This window comes from Salmonella enterica subsp. diarizonae (assembly GCF_008692785.1).
Lineage (GTDB): Bacteria > Pseudomonadota > Gammaproteobacteria > Enterobacterales > Enterobacteriaceae > Salmonella > Salmonella diarizonae.
In genome coordinates this window covers 217,142-238,539 of sequence record NZ_VXJV01000003.1, presented here as the reverse complement: position 1 = coordinate 238,539, position 21,398 = coordinate 217,142, and the positions used below count along the sequence as shown (strand labels likewise).

Here is a 21,398-nt window from a genome sequence, read left to right as displayed (position 1 = left end):
TCAGTGAATCGCATCATAAATGGCTGACTGAATTTTAAACCATTTTTTATTGTCTGCGCTGGGTCGGGCCTGAGCGCGTAATCGGGCCTGCTCCGTATCGTGCTGCTGGCGCGTCACAACGGCCGGAACGGTGCAAAACGTTTGCAAATAGGTTTTATGCATCGCGGTCAGCGGCGCGCCGCTCGACATGGCGTGGCTTAACGTTGTGATAAATCGTCGGCAAGGTTTTACCTCATCCATCAGCGCGGGATAACGTAACAACAGTTGCAGCACCTCGGTATGTCCCGCCGCAAACGCTTGCTCCGTCCACGCGAGTTGCCAGTTCATTCCGCCCTGTAGGAACAGCGCCGTCACCCGCGTATCATTGCGATCTATCGCCGCCCGCATGTTATACGTATCCCAGGTAATGCCCATATGGGTGATCGTTTCCCGCGCGGAGGGCGCCTCGCGTGGCGGCTCATCCTGCGCAATCGCGAGAGTTTGCCCGGCCCCGTCGCCCGGCGAGGGCGAACTGAACAGCCAGAATACGCCCGCCAGTATCGCCAGAGTCATTACGCCGACCCCGCCCCACAAAGCGCCGGAAATCAGTTGATCACGTTCTTCAGGCGTGCGCGGCGGCCGTTTACGCGGCGGCTCTATGCTCTCACTAATCTCATGCTTATCTCCTCCGGCCTGTCGATCTTTAAGCCGTGCGGTTTCCCAGAACTGGCGCAATTCCCGTTCATCCGCCAGCAGAAACGAAGCGGGATTCACGCGAGTACGCTTTTCGGCATAGGCGCGCTGGATGGGTCGAACGATTTGCTGATACTGAACGTTTAGCAGCATAAGCCGCGCTGAGGTGAGCGGCTGCCTGGCGATAACCTCGTTTCGCGCGAGGCGGCAATCATCCAGAAACATACGCAGAGTGGTGCGCGACTCGGCGAACAGCGTCAACGCCGAGGCGTCATTAAAAATTCTGACGTAATGACGGGCAAACAATTTCTTATCGACCACCATGAGCGCCAGCTCGCTGAACAACATGCCTTCCAGCGCATGTTGATCTTCTCCCTGTTTTAACCACTGGCGCAAACGGTCCGGGCCGAAATGCTGTTTAAGGTAGTGATTCAGAGACGCCCGATCCGGCCATGCGCGCGCAATAAGCGCTTTTAACGTCAGCTCTATCGCCCGAAGCTGACGCTGCGCCTCAAGATGCGCCTCCTGGTCGGGTTCTTCCAGTTCAGTTTGATACGTCAGTAGCGGCTGTTGCTGACGTAGATGTTCCAGCGAGGTGACAAAACGCAACGCGGCAAGCAGTTGATTTTCTGTGACCTCTTGTCCGCTGTCATACTGGGGGACATGCTGCTGAAGATGACGCAGTTGCAGCATAAACTGGCTCAACTGCGCGTCATTTATCCGCAATTTTTTCGCCACCGCGCCCCAACCGCCCAGATTAAGGCGCGCCTGCTCAAGCTGTTCCATGAACCACCGAGGCTCTTTTCCCTCTGCGGTATGAACACCCAGCAGCAGCAGTATTTCCATTGACGCCTGGCGGATAATCCCCAGGCTATGTTCAAAAGGCGCATGTGTCGCCTGCGAAGCGCTATTCGTCATTATCTTCCCTAAAAAGACGATCCCGCGACGAGATCTTAGTTTTCTTTTAATTATGTTTTTTCATAGATATAACAGATTTAGCCACATTTCAGTGACTTAATCTTTATCATTGCAAATTTATAAGAAGATCGGTTGCTAACCTAAAACATCAGCTTTTCATTCTGTCAACGTGGCGTTACGCTGAACGGTATAGACCTTTTCCCTGCCAGCGTTTGGCCGTCTGACCACTGGTCATGCTTGCCGCACACTTTATAATCGCGATTTTTATGAGAAAGACGCCATGCCGCACATTTCATCTCGCTTTAGTTCCGCCTGCATCGCGTTTATTAAACAGTGGCAAGGTCTGTCGCTGGAAAAGTATCGCGATCGACAGGGGGATTGGGTGATTGGTTACGGACATATGCTGACGCCGGATGAAACACTGACGTTCATTACGCCCGAACAGGCGGAGGCATTCTTGCTGGATGACCTCAATAACTGCGATAAATTGCTACAGACCTGCCTGCCGGAGCTTAATGATCGGTTTCAACACGAAACGCTTATTGCGCTGATGTTCAGCATCGGACATCAGCGTTTTTTATCATTAATTAATACGAGTGATATTTCACAGTGAGGAATCTGCGGACTGTAAATTTAACGTTGTTAATTCGATTCATTTAACATCATGGCGGCCTGAGTACGATTTTTCACATCCAGCCGCCGGTAAAGCGACTCAAGATGCGCTTTAACTGTCCCGGTACTAATATTTAACGCCCGACCAATTTGTTTATTTGATTCTCCTGCGGCAAGCATCTGTAAAATTTCTCGCTGGCGGGTGCTTAACGCTTTTATATCATGGGACGCCAGTTCCGTTGAATTTAACCAATTCCCCGGTAAAAACATCATCCCGCGAGCGACAGTATTGAGCGCAAGGGCAAAGGTATCGGCATCAGAATCACGCGGCACCACGGCCTGAACGTTAAATTGCATCATTTCATGCAGCCACTTTTGACTGCCTTCCATCGCCGTGATAATAATCTTCACCTCAGGAAATTGCCGCGCGATTCTTTGTAGCACCTCACGGCAAAATTCAGCATCCTGGCCGCCATCCAGCATGATCAGCGCATCCGGCGCGCTTTCTACTTTTTGCCAGAGTTCTTCTGCCTGACCGACACTCTGAATACTTATTCCTGAAATACGTTGCTGCAAACTGATTTTCATTCCATGAATAAATATTGACTGCCTGTCAAACATGATTACCTGCATTACTTTTCTCCGCCTCAGTAAAATAATAGACTCAAGATGAGGAAGGGTATTCCCCGTAGGGTAAAATAAGAAGTCGCCATTTGGCATAGACCATTTTACCGATAGCCATTAGTTGAGGAAGAGAGGGGTTATGAATATTTACAGCTTCAACATCGGGATTACATAATTAGCCAGAATTAGCGCTTTAATTTAAGGAATATCTTATTAGCAACAACATAAAACGCTAACTTTAATATTAATTATCAAGAAGAATATGCCTGGCGCGCCGCAAAAGAAACATCTGTCTTCCATCTGGTATGTTACAAAATATAAATTAGCACACCGCGTTAAAAAATAACCGGTCAGCCCTGAAAACTGCGACGATGGGTCAATTCAAATACCGTCTATCCACGCACATTTTCCGCCCTGCCGCACCCACTTTTATCGACGCATTTTACCGCCCTCGTCCCGTTTAACGACTTTTTGGCGCTGCACAACCTGACTTGAAGGGATAAATCCGTTGCACAGCGTGATCAGACCTATTCATCACGCGGACAATGATTGCGAAAGTGCTTATTAGATGCTAGAAAATCAATAAAACCAGCCGCTTCAGCGTCACTGTTTCAATAAAAACAATAATAGAGCCTGATGATGGATAAAATATATGCAATGAAATTGTTTGTACGCGTGGCGGAACGGGAAAGTTTTTCCCGCGCAGCAGAGGATGTCGGCCTCCCCAAAGGCAGCGTTTCACGGCAGATACAAGCGCTGGAAAATCAACTGGGCACGCGCCTGCTCCACCGCACCACCCGGCGGGTACAGCTTACGCAGGACGGAATGGCTTACTACGAACGGGCAAAAGATCTGTTGAGTAACCTGGATGAACTGGAAGGCCTTTTTCAGTCTGACCCCGCCAGTATCAGCGGCAAAATACGAATAGATATACCGCCGGGTCTCACAAACAGCCTAATCATGCCGCGCCTGCCCACTTTTTTACATCATTATCCCGGCATTGCACTGGAACTTTGTAGTAGCGATCGACAGGTTGATTTACTACGGGAAGATTTCGACTGCGTGGTGCGTACAGAGCCGCTACACGCGCCAGGGATATTAACGCGCCCGCTTGGCAAACTGACGAGGGTGAACTGCGCCAGTCCACAATACCTGGCGCGCTTTGGGTATCCGGAAAACCTTGACGATCTCGCCTCGCATGCGGTGGTGCATTATTCATTGACGCCAGGAGCCTCTTCACCGGGTTTTGCCTTCGAAACCTCCCACGGTATACAGTGGGTAAAAACCGGCGGAATGCTAACTGTAAACAGTACGGAGACCTGGCATGCAGCTTGTCTGGCAGGGTTAGGGATCATTCAGACGCCGCGCATTGTTGTGCGTGAGGCTTTACGCGCCGGAACGCTCATTGAAATTTTGCCGCAATATCGCGCCGCTCCACTGCCGGTAACGCTGCATTATCCTCATCGCCGTAATCTTTCCCGCCGGATACATCTGTTTATGGTATGGCTGACCGAGACTATCAAAGAGGCCGCAGAGTAGCCGCGTTTTCAGCATCAGCCGGGGAGAAGCTATACTGACTACTCTATTAATGATGAAGGACTACCGACCTGATGACGCAGGAAAATGACGTAAAACGCCCTATTCAGGAACTGGAACACGACCCGATACAAAAAATAGAAATGCAGCCGCAAGATGCGCCGGAAAAAAACGAAAAGGCAAATCAGGCGTTGCATGCCGTCACCACCCTGATGCAAAAAATTCAGCGTCAACCGATGGTGGCCCACCTCATTCGCGCGACCGAACGTTTTAACGATCGACTGGGCAATCAGTTTGGCGCAGCTATCACCTACTTCTCGTTTCTGTCGATGATCCCGATAATGATGGTGTCCTTTGCCGCAGCAGGTTTTATCCTCGCCTCGCACCCTAATCTACTGGAAGATATTTTCAGCAAGATATTGATGAATGTGAGCGATCCTACGCTGGCGTCCACGCTTAAGAACACGATTACTACGGCGGTTCAACAGCGTACCACGGTTGGGCTGGTCGGACTGGGTATCGCGCTCTATTCCGGCGTTAACTGGATGGGCAACCTGCGAGAAGCGATTCGCGCCCAGTCACGGGACGTCTGGGAGAGAACGCCGCAGGACCAGGAGAAAATCTGGCTCAAATATCTGCGCGATTTTATCTCACTGATTGGATTATTGGTCGCTTTAATCATTACGCTTTCCATCACTTCCATCGCCGGTTCCGCCCAGCAGATGATTATCTCCGCCTTATATCTCGACAGCATCGAATGGTTAAAACCAGCCTGGCATTTGATCGGTCTGGCCATCTCTATTTTTGCCAACTATCTGCTTTTTTTCTGGATTTTCTGGCGACTGCCTCGCCATCGTCCACGTAAAAAGGCATTGATTCGCGGGACATTTATCGCCGCTATCGGTTTTGAGGTGATTAAAATCATTATGACCTATACGCTGCCATCGCTGGTGAAATCGCCTTCCGGCGCGGCGTTTGGCTCCGTACTCGGTCTGATGGCATTCTTCTACTTTTTTGCTCGCCTGACGTTATTCTGCGCGGCCTGGATAGCGACCGCCGAATACAAGGACGACCCGCGAATGCCGGGTAAAACGCAACGCTAATCTGCGACTTGCTGCCGGATGGCACGCACGGCGTCGTCATTCGGCCTACTGCTGTGTGGACCCAGGCCGGGCAAGCAAAGCGTACCCAGCGGTACAATCAGGCACGTCCTTCCGCCACATCCCATTGCTTCAGCATATAAATCCAGTAATTAACTTTTATTTAACCAAAAACCAGTCTTATTCACTAATTTTAAAATTATGTGAAGCATTTCATAGACGCAAAATGGCTGGCTTAAACATTATCCCCTTTTTGCGCTTTTTTTGACCATCTTTTGCTTTTGTTACACATTGAAATATAACTTTTGCTGTGCGTAATATGGCTATTCGTTCGCTAAAAATAAGAAAATAGTATGCAAGCAACCGCCACAACACTCGACCATGAACAGGAACATGTTCCGGTAAACTCACGCAATAAAGTCGTTATTGCCTCGCTTATCGGCACCGCGATTGAGTTCTTCGACTTCTATATTTACGCCACCGCAGCGGTGATCGTGTTCCCCCATATCTTCTTCCCACAGGGCGATCCCACTGCGGCAACGCTACAATCGCTCGCCACCTTCGCTATCGCGTTTGTGGCGCGTCCGATTGGCTCTGCGCTATTCGGTCATTTCGGCGACCGGGTAGGCCGCAAAGTCACGCTGGTGGCTTCGCTGCTGACGATGGGGATCTCAACAGTCATTATCGGTCTGTTGCCGGGCTACGCGACGATGGGTATTTTCGCGCCGCTGCTGCTGGCGCTGGCGCGTTTCGGCCAGGGGCTGGGGCTGGGCGGCGAATGGGGCGGCGCAGCGTTATTGGCGACAGAGAATGCGCCGCCGCGGAAACGCGCGCTGTATGGATCTTTCCCGCAGTTGGGTGCGCCGATCGGCTTCTTTTTTGCCAATGGCACCTTCCTGTTACTCTCCTGGCTGCTGACCGATGAGCAGTTTATGAGCTGGGGCTGGCGCGTGCCGTTTATCTTCTCGGCGGTGCTGGTGATTATCGGTCTGTATGTGCGCGTGTCGCTGCATGAAACGCCAGTGTTTGCGAAAGTGGCCGCAGCGAAAAAGCAGGTGAAAATACCGCTGGGCACGTTGCTGACGAAACATGTCCGCGTAACCATTCTCGGCACGTTTATCATGCTGGCGACCTACACACTGTTCTATATCATGACCGTCTATTCCATGACTTACAGCACCGCCGCCGCGCCGGTGGGACTTGGCCTGCCGCGCAATGAAATACTGTGGATGCTGATGATGGCGGTGATGGGTTTCGGCGTGATGGTGCCCGTCGCCGGCCTGCTGGCGGACGCATTTGGCCGTCGGAAAAGCATGGTTATCATTACCACGCTCATCATTCTCTTCGCGTTGTTCGCCTTTACCCCACTGCTGGGTTCAGGCAATCCGGCGCTGGTATTTGTGTTCCTGTTGTTAGGTTTGAGTCTGATGGGGCTGACCTTCGGCCCAATGGGAGCGCTACTGCCGGAGCTGTTTCCGACGGAAGTGCGCTATACCGGCGCGTCGTTTTCCTACAATGTGTCATCGATTCTGGGCGCTTCCGTCGCGCCGTATATTGCCGCATGGCTGCAAAGCCACTACGGGCTGGCGGCGGTAGGAGTTTACCTGGCGTCAATGGCGGCGCTGACGCTGATTGCGTTGCTGTTAATCCATGAGACGCGCCACCAGTCGCTGTAATAGGGCGGCCAGATGGCGCGACGTAGGCCGGATAAGACGTTTTGCGTCGTCATCCGGCGCTACGTTTCACGTTACTGCTTCATCTGCGTTAAAATCGTCCGGCACTGGTTGGCTTCGCCTTCAGACGGCGAAATTAGCGCCAGTAACGCGGCAGCGGGCGTTACCAACGTCGCCAGCGCTGCCGCAACCGCGCCGCGCGCAATCAGCGGACCGGGCTTGACGCCCGCCTGCGGATTTTTAAATGTCCCGCGCACGTAAAGCGGCGATCGCAGCGTAATAATACGAATCCCCTTACTTTCCGGATCAATGGTTAAATCGAGCTGTTCAGAGGCGAAGCTCGCCGTACCGGTCACGTTAACCAGCGCATTTTCCGTATCAAAAGCAAAAATTTGCGGTCGCGCTACGCCGTTCGCAATATTGAGATTCGCCGCCGCGCAGTTAACCCGCACTTCGTCATCGCCAAAAATCTGCCCGACAATATAGTTGCCGACGTTCAGCCCCACGATTTCCATCAGGTTGCGGCTAATCAATCCGTCATTCATCAATAATTTGAGATTACCGTTACTGTTGCCAAGCAGCGCGGCGACCGAGTTGCCCGTGCCGCGAATATCCGCATCGCCGTTCAGCTCGCCCAGCGTTTTCTGCATCAGCTCCACATCCGGCATCAGTTCTTTAAGCTTCAGCCGACGTGCCTGTATATCCGCCCGCCCCTGCATCGGCTTTTTATCCCCTTCCAGATGGATGTTGGATACAATACTGCCGCCTGCCAGACCAAACTTCAGCGGCTGTAGACGTAAGTCGGCGTTTTTCAGGATGATATGGGTCGAAAGATCGCTAATCGGCAGACTGCCGCCATGCTCAATACGCCGGCCTTTAAACCGGACATCGGCGTCCATGACGTCCCATTTGTCGGTTTCGAAGCGATCGTAAGGCAACACTTTATCCGCCGGCTGAACATTCTTCTCGCCTTTGCGCTGTTCAGACCGTTTCGACTGCTCAGCGCCTTTCCCGGAATCCACGCCAATCAGCGGCCCAAGATCGGCCAGTCGTAACTGGCGCGATTCGACCTCACCTTCCAGTTTAGGACGCGGTTTACCGGTGGTATAAGTGAGGGAGCCGTGGATATCACTGTCGCCAATACGCCCGTTAAAACCACGATAATCAAATACCGACGACTTTTCGGCGTCAATTTTCGCCACTAATCGCCCATCGGTCTCAAACGGCGGCGTATCCGGCAGCAGCACGCCGGTTAAATCATATAAATCGCCCAGTGAATCGCCAGAGAATTTAAGCCGCAGATCGACACCGCCCATTTTCATTGGTTCGTTCACCACGCCGCTAAAAGCCACCCGCGTATTACCAGAGCGGAAATCGGCCTGCACAGGAAAAGGCGTACTTTCGCTGCGTAGCGCCAGCATACCGCCTATTTTCCCCGTACCGGTCAACGGCTCCCCGTTATAACGCCCCTGCGCTTTCAGGCCGAAGACATAGTCGCCCACGCTGGATTTGTCCTCTTTGCCTTTCGTTCCCGTCACTTCGCTGAACGGCAACGGTTTGCCCAACGGATCTATCAGAATAGTGATATCCGCTTTGCTGACCTTATCATCGATCGCGATTCGCCCCTGGTCGAAGAGAATATTATCCAGCCGGAAGGACCAGGCGGAAGGTTTAGCATTGGGGTCCGTATTCTCGTCTTGCGCGAGGTTAAAGGTCCAGTTATTGGTTTTCTCGGACAGGCGAATAAGACGCGCGTCGGGTTTCACCAGTTTGATCCACGGCAGCCAGACGGTTTTGGTCAGGAGCGCCAGCGGGGCGAGTGTCGCCTCAACGCGTGGCAGATGCACCATCGTTACTTCCGGAATATCCGGCGGATTGCCGAGAATGACGTCTTCCGCATGAACATGTGGCCACGGTACCCAGCTTCGCCAGCCGGTCTCCTGTTTTTGGCGTTCCCACACCACACCTACATCGCCTCGAATAGCGAAAGGCCGGTTCAATTCGGTAGAGACTTTCTGGTTGATGGTCGGTTTGAGGCGGTTCCAGTCAAATGTTGCGATCAACACAATCACTATGACGATCAACAACAAGAAAGTCCCTGTGATGGCGGCGGTTATTTTGCCTGCTTTAGTCATGTGTTATTTCCTCACTTCTTCCCTTGCCTGTCCTAAAGATAGTCCAGTCAGACGAAAAAGGAGGACGACCGCGCCTCGTAATACCACGTATTACGGGGAACAGTCTGGCGTTACAAGGTCAAAATTACCTCTTCGAGCGATATCAGCGGCACGGGTCGGGAAAGAAAATAGCCCTGGGCGGCAAAGGCGGGTGAGCGCTGTACATCACGCCACTCTTCCAGCGTTTCCACGCCTTCGACAATAACGCCGCGGCAGTAGCGGTTCATCAGTTGCAGCAGCAGAATGAACAGGTTGCGCCCCTCCGGGGTCTGACGCAGCATGACGAACAGATCTCGCGCCACTTTAATATAGTCATACCGCACTTCGCTCAGCGCTGAAAAGTTGGCCATACCAGTACCAAAATCATCCAGCCATAGCGGGCCGAACTCACACATCGAGGCGAAAGAGGAGTCTTTTGGCAAACGAATATGTTCCACCAGCTCGAAACGCAGCCAGGGTAAGCGTTCCATCGTTGCCAGAATGTCCGGCTGTTGTCGCATGGCAATCAGCGTAGGGCCGTCGACATTGACCGATGCCAATAAGTGATGACAAGTGAAAAAATCCGCTTTTTGTTCAAGCTGATGAAGTTGTTCTTTCACTACGTCAATGCGGTGTCGAACCGCTAATTCCGCAAAATAACGATCCGGGGCAATACGTCTGGAAGGGTTATCAGGATGGGTTACGACAGTCAGAAGTTCAACCGCCATCAGACGGCCATTCGTCTGGTATATCGGCTGGTAAGTATAGGCACGCTCGCATTGCAGCCAATAGCGCCGTTCCTGCAAGTTCTCTATACCTGCATCAGGAACGTTTAGCTGCTGGATAACCTGCTTTATCATCTCAGTTGTCCTGTTAATGGGAGTGTGACTGTCCGGACTCGTCAAAGGTTATCGGCGTTCAGGCAGAGAACTTTACCCTCGGTCCCAGGCAAAATAAAAACAGGTCACGAAAACCTGTCAGAAATACGTTTGGGCTCAAAAAAATAATGGAACGATGTTTTAATATGATTGACCACTAAACATCCACAGCGCACACTAACGCTAATTTTTACAGATCAGGTTCACGACTATGTCTAAAAAGATTGCCGTGATTGGCGAATGCATGATTGAACTGTCGCAGAAAGGCGCTGATGTTCAGCGCGGCTTCGGCGGCGACACGTTGAATACCTCCATTTATATTGCCCGTCAGGTCGATTCTGCCGCCTTGACCGTTCACTATGTGACGGCGCTGGGTACCGACAGTTTCAGCCAACAGATGCTGGAGGCGTGGCAGCATGAAAATGTGGATACATCGCTAACGCAGCGGATGGAAAATCGTCTGCCAGGTCTCTATTACATCGAAACCGACGACACTGGCGAGCGTACCTTCTACTACTGGCGTAACGAAGCGGCGGCGAAATTCTGGCTGGAGAGCGAGCAGACGGCGGCTATCTGTAAGTCGCTGGCGACCTTCGATTACCTCTACCTGAGCGGCATCAGCCTCGCGATTTTAAGCCCGGCCAGCCGTGATAAGCTGCTGTCTTTATTGCGTGAATGTCGCGACAACGGCGGAAAAGTGATTTTTGATAATAACTATCGCCCGCGTTTATGGACAAGTCGCGAAGAAACGCAGCAGGTCTATCAAAAGATGCTGGAATGTACCGATATCGCCTTCCTGACGCTGGACGATGAAGACGCGCTATGGGGTAAGAAACCGGTGGAAGAGGTCATTGCCCGCACCCATGCGACAGGCGTACAGGAAGTGGTGGTAAAACGCGGGGCGGACTCTTGCCTGGTCTCGATTCAGGGCGAGGCGCTCATTGACGTTCCGGCGGTCAAACTCCCGAAAGAGAAAGTGATAGACACCACTGCCGCAGGCGACTCCTTCAGCGCCGGTTATCTGGCCGTTCGTTTGTCGGGCGGCAGCGCGACGGATGCCGCGAAGCGTGGGCACCTGACGGCCAGCACCGTGATTCAGTACCGTGGGGCGATTATTCCGCACGACGCGATGCCGCAGTAAGTCATTCGCTTTTGCCCGATGGCGCGGCGCTTACCGGACCTGCGTGAACGTTGTGCCTGTGCCGGATAAGGCGGTCACGCCGCCATCCGGCATTTTACACAGGGCTCGGGCCGACGGGCGGCAGGTTACTGTGCCGCCGGCGTATCCGTCACTTCCGGATGCGCCTCATCCGTTTCAACAGCGGCGGCAGTCGCCGGTGCCATGATTTCATCCCACGTCGCCTTTAACGCCTTCATATTAAATTCCGGCTCGCCTTGCGGTTGCAGCAAAATTAATGCCATCTCCTGCGATAGCTGCTGACGTAGATTCTGATTGAGCATATCGACGGTCAGGCTGTTGAGGAAATTCTGGCGCAGCTTCTGATACTGCTCCGGCGCGATATCCACCACCTGATTCTGCAGCGAGCGCATACGCTGTCCAGTCAAAATGTCGGTATCGGTACGAGCGTAGGTCGCGAACAGCTTTTGCAATTCGAGATTCTTCTGCGCCACCAGAGCAGTAAACTCCTCTTCCGACAGACCCTTATCGCGTACTTTCGCCAGTTCATTCGCCACCAGGCTCAAATTGGTATTGAGCTTATCATTAGGTGATTCAATATTGATGGCGCACTGCGCGCGCAGAAATAGAACCCGGCAGTCAAACCCCAGACCAATATCTTTCGCGTTATTTTTAGTGAGCTCCTGCTGGATATGCCAGAACAGCGCTTCGCGCGCCAGATCCGCCTGCCAGTAACGCAACAGCGCCGCCGATTCGCGAATCGGTTGCCACGGCGTATCCCACATAATGGAGAGACGATCCTGGCGCACCGCATCGGTCATAATGCTCACTGACTCCGCCCGCAGCGGCGAAAGCGTCGGCACTGGGGCGGGCGCTTCGCGTTTACCTTTCAGCGTACCGAACGTTTTATTGATTTGCTCGGCGACGGAGCGCGCATCAATGTTGCCGACAATAATCAGCGTCATGGCATCCGGGGTGTACCATTTTTCATAGAAAGACTGAATTTTGGCCGCGTCTACCGGCTGCTTTAACGGTTCGGCAGGATCGTGCCCCAATAACGCCGACCCTTTCAGCCGATAACGCCACCAGCCCTCTTTAGTATCTGCTGGCCACGTCGCGACCATATCTTCGCTGCTTAACGCATGATTCACCGTCTCTGGAGTAATGGTTAATTTACCGGAAACATTAGCCAGATAGGTCAGCGCTTCTTTCAGCAGATCGTTACGGTTATTGGGTAAACTGAGGTTATAGAGCGTGGAATCATAAGAAACAATAACGGGCGGCATGGGACGTTTAGGATCAAACCCTTGCTGCCATAAAGAACGTACCTGTGCGGCATCCAGACCACCGCTTTGCGTCAGCGCGATACGGGGAATCGCATGGCTGAACCCGCTCTGTTGCGTACTTTCGGTGAGCGAACCGGTATTAACCTGCAGACGAACTTCAATACGATCGCTGGGGCGCTGAGGCGTAGCCAACACTTGCCACTGTAACCCATTAGCCAGCGTCCCCTGTTGCCATGCCGGATCGGGCTGGAGCGCATCTGCCTGCACATAGCCGGCAGAGGCCAACATCAACAGACTGCCCGCTAAGAGTCGAATTTTTGTGCCCTGCATGTGAACCCCTGATCAACAATCCTGGTAATAAAAAGACAGCCCCGGCAGGGGTGCCTGAATATGACGTAAAAACACTTCGTGTTAGACCGCAAGAACCTAAAAATGTCACGGAAGAAGTGAAATAATCCCTAAGCATCATGCTGTATGCTTTGGGCGCAGGGGTCAATTATGCGCAAACACCCGCAGTCCTGGAAGGGACTACGGGCATAAGTGGCGAGATTAGGAGGAAATTTCGTGCGTTTTGCCATCCGGCGCACGATTATTAAGCACATCGTCCAGCTTTTGGTGATCTAACTCTTTCACCCATTTGGCAACCACCACCGTCGCCACGCCGTTACCCACCAGGTTAGTCAGCGCGCGCGCTTCGGACATAAAGCGGTCGATACCGAGGATTAACGCCAGTCCCGCAACCGGTAAATGTCCAACGGCGGAGATAGTGGCCGCCAGCACGATAAAGCCGCTTCCGGTCACGCCTGCGGCGCCTTTTGACGAGAGCAGCAGCACGACCAGCAACGTTATCTGGTGGAAGATATCCACATGGCTATTGGTCGCCTGGGCGATAAACACCGCCGCCATCGTCAGGTAGATAGAGGTGCCATCGAGGTTGAACGAATACCCCGTCGGGATCACCAGTCCAACCACCGACTTACGGCACCCCAGTTTTTCCATCTTATCGAGCATACGCGGCAGCGCTGACTCGGAAGAGGAGGTGCCGAGTACAATGAGTAATTCTTCCCGGATATAGCGAATAAATTTAAAAATGCTAAAGCCCGTTACCCGTGCAATCGTCCCCAGTACCACCACCACGAAGAGAATACAGGTGATATAGAAGCAGATAATGAGCTGCCCCAGTTGCACCAGAGAACCGACGCCGTATTTACCGATGGTGAAAGCTATCGCGCCAAATGCGCCAATCGGCGCCAGGCGCATGATCATGTTGATAATGCCGAAAATGACCTGCGAAAAACTCTCAATCACATTGAAAATTAGCTGGCCTTTGCTGCCCAAACGGTGCAGCGCAAAACCAAACAACACCGCAAACAGTAAGACCTGCAGAATGTTGCCGCTGGCAAACGCGCCGATCACGCTGCCCGGTATGACATCCATCAGAAAGGCAATAATGCCCTGCTCCTTGGCTTGTGCGGCATAAACGGCCACCGCCTGCGCATCCAGCGTTGCCGGATCGACGTTCATCCCGGCGCCAGGTTGCACGACGTTAACGATGATAAGACCGATAATCAGCGCAATCGTACTGACAATTTCAAAGTAAAGCAGCGCTACCGCGCCGGTACGGCCCACCGCTTTCATGCTTTCCATGCCTGCGATGCCCGTCACGACAGTACAGAAAATGACAGGAGCGATGATCATCTTAATGAGCTTAACGAACGCGTCGCCAAGCGGTTTCATTTGTGCGCCCAGTTCAGGATAGTAATGGCCAAGGAGAATACCAATGGCGATTGCTGTCAGGACCTGAAAATAAAGACTTTTGAACAGAGAGGTTTTCATAGGGTGTCCTTGAAGTAAAAACCACAGGTCTTGTAAGGTTATGAGTAACCTGCGGCCTTAAAATAACACCCACACAACATGACAGAAATGCGCCAGGATCATAATTGAAACAAAAATGTTAAAAAGTTTGAGCTGGCTCGCACAAGCGCGACCTTTTTTAACTTTTGTAATCAGGATTTACGTGCGGCAGATACCGTTCTTCAAAGATATCCGCGGGAACGGGGCGAGCAAACAGGAAGCCTTGCGCCACGTCAACCCCAGCCTGTTCCAGCCACGCGCGCTGCGCCTCGTTCTCCACGCCCTCGGCAATCAATTGTAAATTAAGACTGCGGGCCATCAGGATAATCGCCGTTACCATACTGTGATCATCCGGTAACCCATCGACAAACATTTTATCAATTTTAAGGATATCGACCGGTAACGACTTCATATGCTGTAACTGGCGCAGCCCCGCGTAGCCCATGCCAAAATCATCCAGCGCAATACGCACGCCAGCATTACGTAACGGACGTAAGATGGCGACGGCAGCGTGTGGATCGTCGATACGGCGGCTTTCAGTGACCTCAAGAATCAGCGTACCCGATTGAATACGATAGCGGTTTAACAATTCCAGCAGCTCCGACACCATGCCTGGGTGCATGAGCTGTAACGCGGAAAGATTGACGGAAAGCGGCAATGTCACGCCGCGCTCCTGCCAGGCGGCAAGCTGGCGACAGGACTCTTCCAGCACCCAATAGCCCACCGTGACCATCAGGCCGCAGGATTCAATGCGCTCAATCAGCCCCTCCGGTAATTCCCAGCTACCGTCCTGCTGCTGCATACGTAACAAGGCTTCAGCGCTTATGACGTTGCCGCTGCGCATCTCGACCTGCGGCTGTAGCCAAATGGCGAATTGATGGTTATCCAGCGCGGTAAGGATATCGCTCTCTTCGGTAAGGCGCTGTTGAGCGGCCTCCATCTGCGCCGGGTCAAAGAACTGGATCTGATTTTTACCCTTCCGACGCGAGGTAAACGCGGCGGAGACGGCACGACCATAAAGCTGTTCGGCGGTCAGATCGCCATAATACATCGCGATGCCAATACTGCAGCTTGGGCGTAGTTGAATACTTTGGATGGGAAGCCGCTCATTAATGATAGTGAGTATTTGCTGACCTAATGTGATGGCGTGCCACGGCTCTTTTACGCCGTGGGCGATAATGGCAAAGTCATACCCGCTGACCTGCGTAAGCACCATGCGCGGCGCCAGCACCGACTTCAGCTTCTCAACCAGCGTCAGCAATAGAATCTCCCGCTGCGTTTCTTGCAGCACGCCTGCTGTGTCACGCAAAGTTTCACACGTCACGATGATAAGCGCGGTGGTCTGTTGGCGGGTGACAACCTGTTCCAGCAGCGCCATTAAAAAGGCTTTATTGGGAAGATCGGAAACCGGAAAACGCATCGCGTTGTCCGTTTGCTCCTCGCTTTGACGCTGCATAAGCTGCTGGTTGAGGTTATAGCTGCGCACCAGCATCCCAATCTCATCATCCTGATGCAGACGCGGCAACGCCAACTGATGCCCGATAAGCTCTTGCTGCGGAATGTCATTCAGCTCCCGGGCAATTTTGCGCAGCGGGTGCACAATCAGGCGGTTTACGCACCAGGCGATGGCCACCGTCAGGATTAGCGATAAAAGTAAGTAAATGGTCACTAACGTAGAGAGCGCGCTCATGACGAACTTATACATACGGTACGAATCCGCCTGCAATACAAGGTAGGCCAGAGGTTGCGGATTGGCGGGACGCTCCAGCGAATAAACCGGCAGAGAAATTTGTACCGGCAGTTCGAAGAGACGCGTCACCGTGACCGGGACGGGGCGTTCAGGAATAAAGCGCTTGCGCAACGCCTGGAACTGATTCGGCAATACCACATCGGCGCGACTCACCACGCCCGCAGGTTTAATACTTTCCAGAATGGTTTCCGCGCCGGGGAGATCCGCTTTTAAAATCGCGGAAGAAAGGGGTTCCCGGACGGATCGCGCGATGCTTTCCAGTTGCGTAGCCGTGTTGTAGCGGTTCTGCTGCACCAGATGGAACAACAGAACGGTGCAAAAGACAAAAACAAACACCATGACAACGGCCGCAACCATTGCCATCTGTTTAATTGTTAACGAGCGGCTGACGCGCAAATTGACTCTCCCTGGATATCCCGGACTGCCGCCTGAGTATACCCGATTGCAGCGGCATTAAGAGAGGCCGTATCTGAAAAGGACTTTTCTGAATAACGGTTAATGATAGCGTCTGATGGCTCTGCGCTTCTCAGGCCTACGGCGCATATCAATACGTAGGCCTGACACAATGATTACCAGTCAGCATAAGGCACCAGAGGCTGCGGCGGTAAATCCATATCCCCCTGCCAGCCTGCTGCGGAATAACGGACATACAGCAGCAGATGACTGGGGGTATAGTCTTTCGCCTGCTGAATATCGACTGCCGTACCAATAAACCAGTTGGCAGTGACCCGGCGTTCAATGAGCGCCCGCGCGGTATAGCCAAATCCCTGGCTGCTGCCACCGCCATTGGTCTGGTCACGCGCATCCTCCTGATAATCCGCCGGGATCAAATTCATCAGCGGATAACGCGGCATGGTACGGGTACGGGAGTGCGACCAGGATACCGAGCCGCCTAACTCCCACGACCAGTTTTCCGTACGCTGCCGCCACATCACCGGCACCGCAAACGACAGGTATTCCTGCGGGCTATAATAACCGCCCTGACCCAGTGAATAACCGCTCAAATCCTTGTCGTAATGCCAGATCATGTTATTCAGCCCAACGGTAACGCGGCGGTTATTCTCGTTAATCACCTTATAGTAATAACCGGTCATCCAGCGCACGCGCCAGTTATCTTCCACATTTTTACCGCTCAACTGGTCGCCGCTGAGCGACGCCCAAACGCCGTTTGCTTCGCCTTTATCATAGCTGAGACTGACGCCGCCGCCGCTGGCCCGCACGCCTCCCCATTTGGTACCGGTATTGCTGGTGGCATCCTTTTGCCCGCCAAACGCCAGCAACGAACTGGAGATCGGGCGACGATGCGCGTTCAGGGTATAACCCAACGGCCCGATATCGTCGCTATAGCTCACGCCGCCGACCACATCAACGACATTAAAGCCCATCGGCGTCGTGCCGATATCCCAACGCCAGGTCTCATTCTGCCAGCCGACTGCCACGCTCGCGCCAGTATCGGCCTGGCTACGGTGTCCACTGCATCTCTCCAGCGTACAGGTGCCCCAGTTATTATCGTATTTCCCATCCGCATCCGTAGAGAAGCGGCCAACATCCATATTAACCATATCAGTACGAAAGAACGCCCGTCCGTCCGACCAGGGCGCATCCACCTGAAGCATCGTAGTATGCGCCTTCAGATCGGAGTAGCCGCCAGTACCGCTCGACCCCCAATAATCGTGCGCCAACGTGACATTGAGATCCTGCTGACGATACAACTCCGCCGCATCGCTACGCACGCCGCGTTTTAACCAGTCATCTTTTTCATCATTGCGCGTCAGTCGGGTAAAGGTATCGTTATCCTGTGGACGAACCGGCGTAATCGCCGCCGCGACCATGGCATCTTTGTAGGTCTCCAGCGCCCGCTGCGGCTCGCCCGTTTGCGCCTGAAAATCGGCGGCGTCACGCAATACCATCGCGCTTTTCATTGATGGCGGCTGTGCTTTTGCCTGCGGCGTAATGCGGTTGAAGGTCCGCGCCGCCGCCGCGATATCGCCAAGCTGGAGCTGCGCCAGTGCGACGCGGCGCTGCATGTTAATAGAGGCGATTTGCGCCGCAGGCAGCGCCGCCAGTTGAGCGCGCGCCGCGGCGTTATCACCCTGTGCGATGTCGATTTCCACTCGCCCCAGCATGGCATCGACATTACCCGGTTCACGCGCCAGAACGGCGTCATAAGCGGCGCGGGCCGCCGCATTATCGCCACGCTGCTGCGCCCAATCCGCCAACGTTAACGCAATGCGCGTAGAGGGCGGCTGCTGACGTAACAACGCTTCCGCTTCGCGTTCTTTGCCGCTATCGCGCAAGCGGTTAGCGCTTTCCAGCGCCTGGTTACTTTGCAATCGGTCCGCCAGTTCCTGAATATTGCTGTTCCACTGGCTGGGTGGCAGGGTATTGAGATGCGCCAGCGCCGCCCGGTCCCGATCGCTGCCGGAAAGATAAAGCCCATAAGCATAGACCTGTTCCGGATCGTTTGGCTTCTGCTGCGCCAGAGAGCGCATTTGCGCATCGGCCTGGGCGTGCTGCCCGGCCTGCCACAGATCGCGTGACAGTCGGTACGTCACCCACACGCTACCCGGATCTAATGCCAGCCGACGACGGTGCAGCTCAGCGGCCTGCGCCCATTCGCCCTCGCTTTCCAGCGTTTCCGCCTGCTGCGCCAGACGGTCATTTTCCAGACTGCGTTCGATATCGTCGATACTGCGCCGCTGGCTGGCGGAAAGAGAAGCGATAAACGCGGCGGCTTTTTGCGGCGACTGCTGGCGATAGAGATTCGCCAGCCCGCGCACAGCATTGGTATTACCGCTATCCATACGCAGCGTCTGCTGATAATAACGTTCGGCGGCGGCATTATCTTGGCGCGCCATCGCCACATCCCCCAGCCCCAGCACCGCGTAGCTGTCAGTGTTATCCACCGCTCGCGCCTGCTGATAGAAACGCTCCGCCTGGGCCAGATTATTAGCCTTTAAGGCGGCGTCGCCCTGCTGAATTAACAGCCAGTAGCGATTGACCTTCAGCAGACTCTCCCACTTATCGCGGCTGCTGCTGTGCGGCGCCATCGCCAGCGCCTTTTCAAACTGCGCGACGGCGCGGGCGCGATCGCCACGCTGTGAGTATGCCTGCCCCAGCGCACCAACCGCCTCGCTATCGTCCTGCCGGGCGCTCACCGCCTGCTGCAATTGCGCAATGGCGTTACCGCCTTCTCCGGCATTAACCGCCGCGATGCCTTGCGAGCGCGCGCGGAACGCCGGATCGGCTAACTGTTTTTGTTGCTCGCTAAGCTGGGTGCGAGCGGCAGACACGCTATCGCCTTCGCTAAACTGCGTCAGATAGTCTTGCAACGCTTTTACGCTGGCGTCGCTCACCGGGAGATCTTTTATCTGCTGGTACCAGATGGCGGAGGCCGCGCCGCGTCCCGTACTGGATTTCGCCATCTGTTTTAGCACCGCGAATCCCTCATCGCGCCGCCCGCTGGCGAACAACAGTTGCGCCAGCGCATTTTGCAGAGCGTTATTACCCGGGCTGACGGCATTGATTTTCTGTAACTGGTTAATCGCTTCGTGACGGCGGGCGGGCAATTTCGCCACGGTCGTCCAGTATTCGACCGCCAGTTCGCCCTCCGGCGGATAACCTTTAAACAGCTTGTCGTAGCTGGCGATCGCTTGCTCAGTATGGCCGGTCGTCGCCAGTAAACGCGCCTCCTGCAAAGACTGGCGTCCTTGCGGCGTGGAGAGCAGCATCGCGGTGCGGGAAGATTGATACGCCGTCGACTCCGGCGCCAGTTGCGCCAGCCGGTCAAGTAGCTTCTGCGCCCCGTCGCTATCCCCCTGCCGCAACAGATAGCGGAAACGGGCGGCGATAACCTGTGGATCATTTGGGTCGATCAGTTCCAGCCGATAGAGCGACTGACGGACTAAGTCCTCACGGTGCATGGCCTCTCCCAGCCGAACCTGCTCCAGCAACTGTTGCTGCGCGGAGGTCGCTGCGTCGGCAAGCGGAGTTAGCGCCATACCAAGCGATAAACCCAACAATGCCCGATAAATGCCCCTTTTACCGGGTAAGGCATTTCGACCGCCAGCCGGCAAAAAAGCGTGCATGAGACTTAACGTGAACTTACGCATTCCTGGCCCCAGTCAGGTAATAATTCACCTTTGACGGTGAAGCGAAAACGGTGCTGATCCCAGCCTTGTCCAAAGAGAGTCAGCACATAGTTGTAATAGGCATCGCTGCCAGGAAAATGGTCTGTGACCCGCTGTCGCTGCACGGCCTGAGCATCGCGATTTTGCAGGAAAGGCAGTAAGGCGGCGGAAAACCCGACCGGCCCCGTCCCTTGTGCGTTCCCGCTGGCGACATCAACTTTTTCCGGTGGAACGCCGTTTTTTATGGTTAACGTCGCCATCGGTTTAAATCGCGCCAGTAAACGCGCTTTTTGCGGATCGCCATCATGCATCATTCCCGCCCATAAATAGACGCGAATCGCATCGTAGCTACTGATCAGCGTCTTTTCCGCTTTCAACTGCCAGCCTTGCTTGCTTTTATAACGCACCCAGTCCGGCGAGAAACCTTTCGGCGCGGTTTCCAGCAAAAGCCGCAAATTGGTTTCCCGTAGCGTCGACCACGGCGCGCCAAAACGGCTAAAGTATTGCGCCAACTGCGGCGGCAGATAGCTTGGGTTAAAACGCCAGCTATTCGCCTCGGCAAAGCCGATTTTGCCAGGTAGCAGCATTGAGCCCAGCCCCGGCACATTCACGACCTCTTCGCGGGCGATGCGCTTTAACAACGCCGTGCCCACTTCGGTATAACGCGTCTCTTTCCACAGACGACCGGCCTCCAGCAGCGACCATGCCATCCAGATATCGCCGTCGGACGCGGAGTTGCTGTCCAGCACCGACCAGGTGTCGGGATCTTTTTGTCCCCACAGCCAGGCGGGCAGATGTTCACGCAGCGATCCCTGCGCCAGATTATTTTGCGTCCAGTTAAACAGTTGCGCGAACGCCGGTCGATCGTTCGCCGCCAGGGCAAAGAACATAGCGTAGCTTTGCCCTTCGGAGGTGGTAATTTTTCGCGCATCGCCCGGATCGATAACGCGTCCCTGCTGGCTAATGTAGTCTTTCTTGAACTGCTCCCACGCAGGCCAGCTACAGGCCGCCTGCGCATTTATTGCCGTCAGCATGACGATAATCGTTATCCATCCGCGCAGCATAGTCATCATT

14 protein-coding genes are annotated in these 21,398 nt (G+C 54.0%); 5 read left to right on the top strand and 9 right to left on the bottom strand.

Translation table 11 applies throughout. From position 1 onward, the window contains the following. A complete protein-coding gene (locus tag F4V72_RS08085; protein WP_023247791.1) occupies positions 1–1,590 on the bottom strand; it encodes an STY4199 family HEPN domain-containing protein in 1,590 nt (529 codons plus the stop codon). 280 nt (positions 1,591–1,870) lie between these two features. Here F4V72_RS08085 and F4V72_RS08080 point away from each other — a divergent pair, with 280 nt between their 5' ends. Continuing rightward, positions 1,871–2,203 (top strand): glycoside hydrolase family protein, encoded by a 333-nt coding sequence (locus F4V72_RS08080; protein ID WP_023247790.1) that lies wholly within the window; start codon positions 1,871–1,873, stop codon positions 2,201–2,203. A 29-nt stretch (positions 2,204–2,232) separates the two neighbouring features. Here the strand turns inward: F4V72_RS08080 and F4V72_RS08075 are convergent, their stop codons facing one another. Continuing rightward, positions 2,233–2,835 (bottom strand): response regulator transcription factor, encoded by a 603-nt coding sequence (locus F4V72_RS08075; protein ID WP_063390907.1) that lies wholly within the window; start codon positions 2,833–2,835, stop codon positions 2,233–2,235. 630 nt (positions 2,836–3,465) lie between these two features. On the opposite strand from F4V72_RS08075, the gene F4V72_RS08070 reads away from it, so the two are divergent. From F4V72_RS08070 to F4V72_RS08060, 3 genes are all read left to right on the top strand, one after another. Continuing rightward, a complete protein-coding gene (locus F4V72_RS08070; protein WP_023247788.1) occupies positions 3,466–4,365 on the top strand; it encodes a LysR family transcriptional regulator in 900 nt (299 codons plus the stop codon). 71 nt (positions 4,366–4,436) lie between these two features. Continuing rightward, positions 4,437–5,465 (top strand): inner membrane protein YhjD, encoded by a 1,029-nt coding sequence (yhjD, locus tag F4V72_RS08065; protein WP_023247787.1) that lies wholly within the window; start codon positions 4,437–4,439, stop codon positions 5,463–5,465. 350 nt (positions 5,466–5,815) lie between these two features. Next, entirely contained in the window at positions 5,816–7,138 is a 1,323-nt protein-coding gene (locus tag F4V72_RS08060) for an MFS transporter (protein ID WP_023247786.1), read from the top strand. A 71-nt stretch (positions 7,139–7,209) separates the two neighbouring features. Here the strand turns inward: F4V72_RS08060 and F4V72_RS08055 are convergent, their stop codons facing one another. Next, a complete protein-coding gene (locus F4V72_RS08055) occupies positions 7,210–9,270 on the bottom strand; it encodes an AsmA family protein (protein WP_053508008.1) in 2,061 nt (686 codons plus the stop codon). 110 nt (positions 9,271–9,380) lie between these two features. Continuing rightward, entirely contained in the window at positions 9,381–10,148 is a 768-nt protein-coding gene (gene pdeH, locus F4V72_RS08050) for a cyclic-guanylate-specific phosphodiesterase (protein WP_023247784.1), read from the bottom strand. Positions 10,149–10,377: 229 nt separating this feature from the next. On the opposite strand from pdeH, the gene F4V72_RS08045 reads away from it, so the two are divergent. Then, a complete protein-coding gene (locus F4V72_RS08045; protein WP_053508009.1) occupies positions 10,378–11,307 on the top strand; it encodes a sugar kinase in 930 nt (309 codons plus the stop codon). A gap of 125 nt (positions 11,308–11,432) precedes the next feature. Here F4V72_RS08045 and F4V72_RS08040 read toward each other — a convergent pair whose 3' ends face one another. The 5 genes from F4V72_RS08040 to bcsZ all read right to left on the bottom strand — a co-directional run bounded on the left by F4V72_RS08040 (position 11,433) and on the right by bcsZ (position 21,397). After that, complete coding sequence (locus tag F4V72_RS08040) at positions 11,433–12,920, bottom strand: M16 family metallopeptidase (protein WP_150342443.1); 1,488 nt, start codon at positions 12,918–12,920, stop codon at positions 11,433–11,435. Positions 12,921–13,139: 219 nt separating this feature from the next. Then, positions 13,140–14,426 carry a C4-dicarboxylate transporter DctC gene (gene dctA, locus F4V72_RS08035; protein WP_136057955.1) on the bottom strand — a complete coding sequence of 429 codons (1,287 nt, stop codon included), beginning with the start codon at positions 14,424–14,426 and terminating at the stop codon, positions 13,140–13,142. 157 nt (positions 14,427–14,583) lie between these two features. Next, positions 14,584–16,590 (bottom strand): biofilm formation regulator HmsP, encoded by a 2,007-nt coding sequence (gene hmsP, locus F4V72_RS08030; RefSeq protein ID WP_023247781.1) that lies wholly within the window; start codon positions 16,588–16,590, stop codon positions 14,584–14,586. 173 nt (positions 16,591–16,763) lie between these two features. Further along, positions 16,764–20,306 (bottom strand): cellulose synthase complex outer membrane protein BcsC, encoded by a 3,543-nt coding sequence (bcsC, locus tag F4V72_RS08025; protein ID WP_136057954.1) that lies wholly within the window; start codon positions 20,304–20,306, stop codon positions 16,764–16,766. Further along, positions 20,288–21,397: a cellulose synthase complex periplasmic endoglucanase BcsZ gene (gene bcsZ, locus F4V72_RS08020; RefSeq protein WP_063390909.1), complete on the bottom strand. Its 1,110-nt coding sequence runs from the start codon at positions 21,395–21,397 to the stop codon at positions 20,288–20,290. The genes bcsC and bcsZ overlap by 19 nt, the downstream gene beginning before the upstream one ends. Position 21,398 lies beyond the last annotated feature (1 nt).

Bases quoted from the DNA above. Each gene is read 5' to 3' on its own strand.
- F4V72_RS08040 (WP_150342443.1), bottom strand. From the start codon at position 12,920: ATGCAGGGCACAAAAATTCGACTCTTAGCGGGCAGTCTGTTGATGTTG.
- bcsC (WP_136057954.1), bottom strand. From the start codon at position 20,306: ATGCGTAAGTTCACGTTAAGTCTCATGCACGCTTTTTTGCCGGCTGGC.
- F4V72_RS08080 (WP_023247790.1), top strand. From the start codon at position 1,871: ATGCCGCACATTTCATCTCGCTTTAGTTCCGCCTGCATCGCGTTTATT.
- pdeH (WP_023247784.1), bottom strand. From the start codon at position 10,148: ATGATAAAGCAGGTTATCCAGCAGCTAAACGTTCCTGATGCAGGTATA.
- yhjD (WP_023247787.1), top strand. From the start codon at position 4,437: ATGACGCAGGAAAATGACGTAAAACGCCCTATTCAGGAACTGGAACAC.
- F4V72_RS08085 (WP_023247791.1), bottom strand. From the start codon at position 1,590: ATGACGAATAGCGCTTCGCAGGCGACACATGCGCCTTTTGAACATAGC.
- F4V72_RS08070 (WP_023247788.1), top strand. From the start codon at position 3,466: ATGGATAAAATATATGCAATGAAATTGTTTGTACGCGTGGCGGAACGG.
- F4V72_RS08060 (WP_023247786.1), top strand. From the start codon at position 5,816: ATGCAAGCAACCGCCACAACACTCGACCATGAACAGGAACATGTTCCG.
- F4V72_RS08055 (WP_053508008.1), bottom strand. From the start codon at position 9,270: ATGACTAAAGCAGGCAAAATAACCGCCGCCATCACAGGGACTTTCTTG.
- F4V72_RS08075 (WP_063390907.1), bottom strand. From the start codon at position 2,835: ATGCAGGTAATCATGTTTGACAGGCAGTCAATATTTATTCATGGAATG.
- F4V72_RS08045 (WP_053508009.1), top strand. From the start codon at position 10,378: ATGTCTAAAAAGATTGCCGTGATTGGCGAATGCATGATTGAACTGTCG.
- bcsZ (WP_063390909.1), bottom strand. From the start codon at position 21,397: ATGATGACTATGCTGCGCGGATGGATAACGATTATCGTCATGCTGACG.
- dctA (WP_136057955.1), bottom strand. From the start codon at position 14,426: ATGAAAACCTCTCTGTTCAAAAGTCTTTATTTTCAGGTCCTGACAGCA.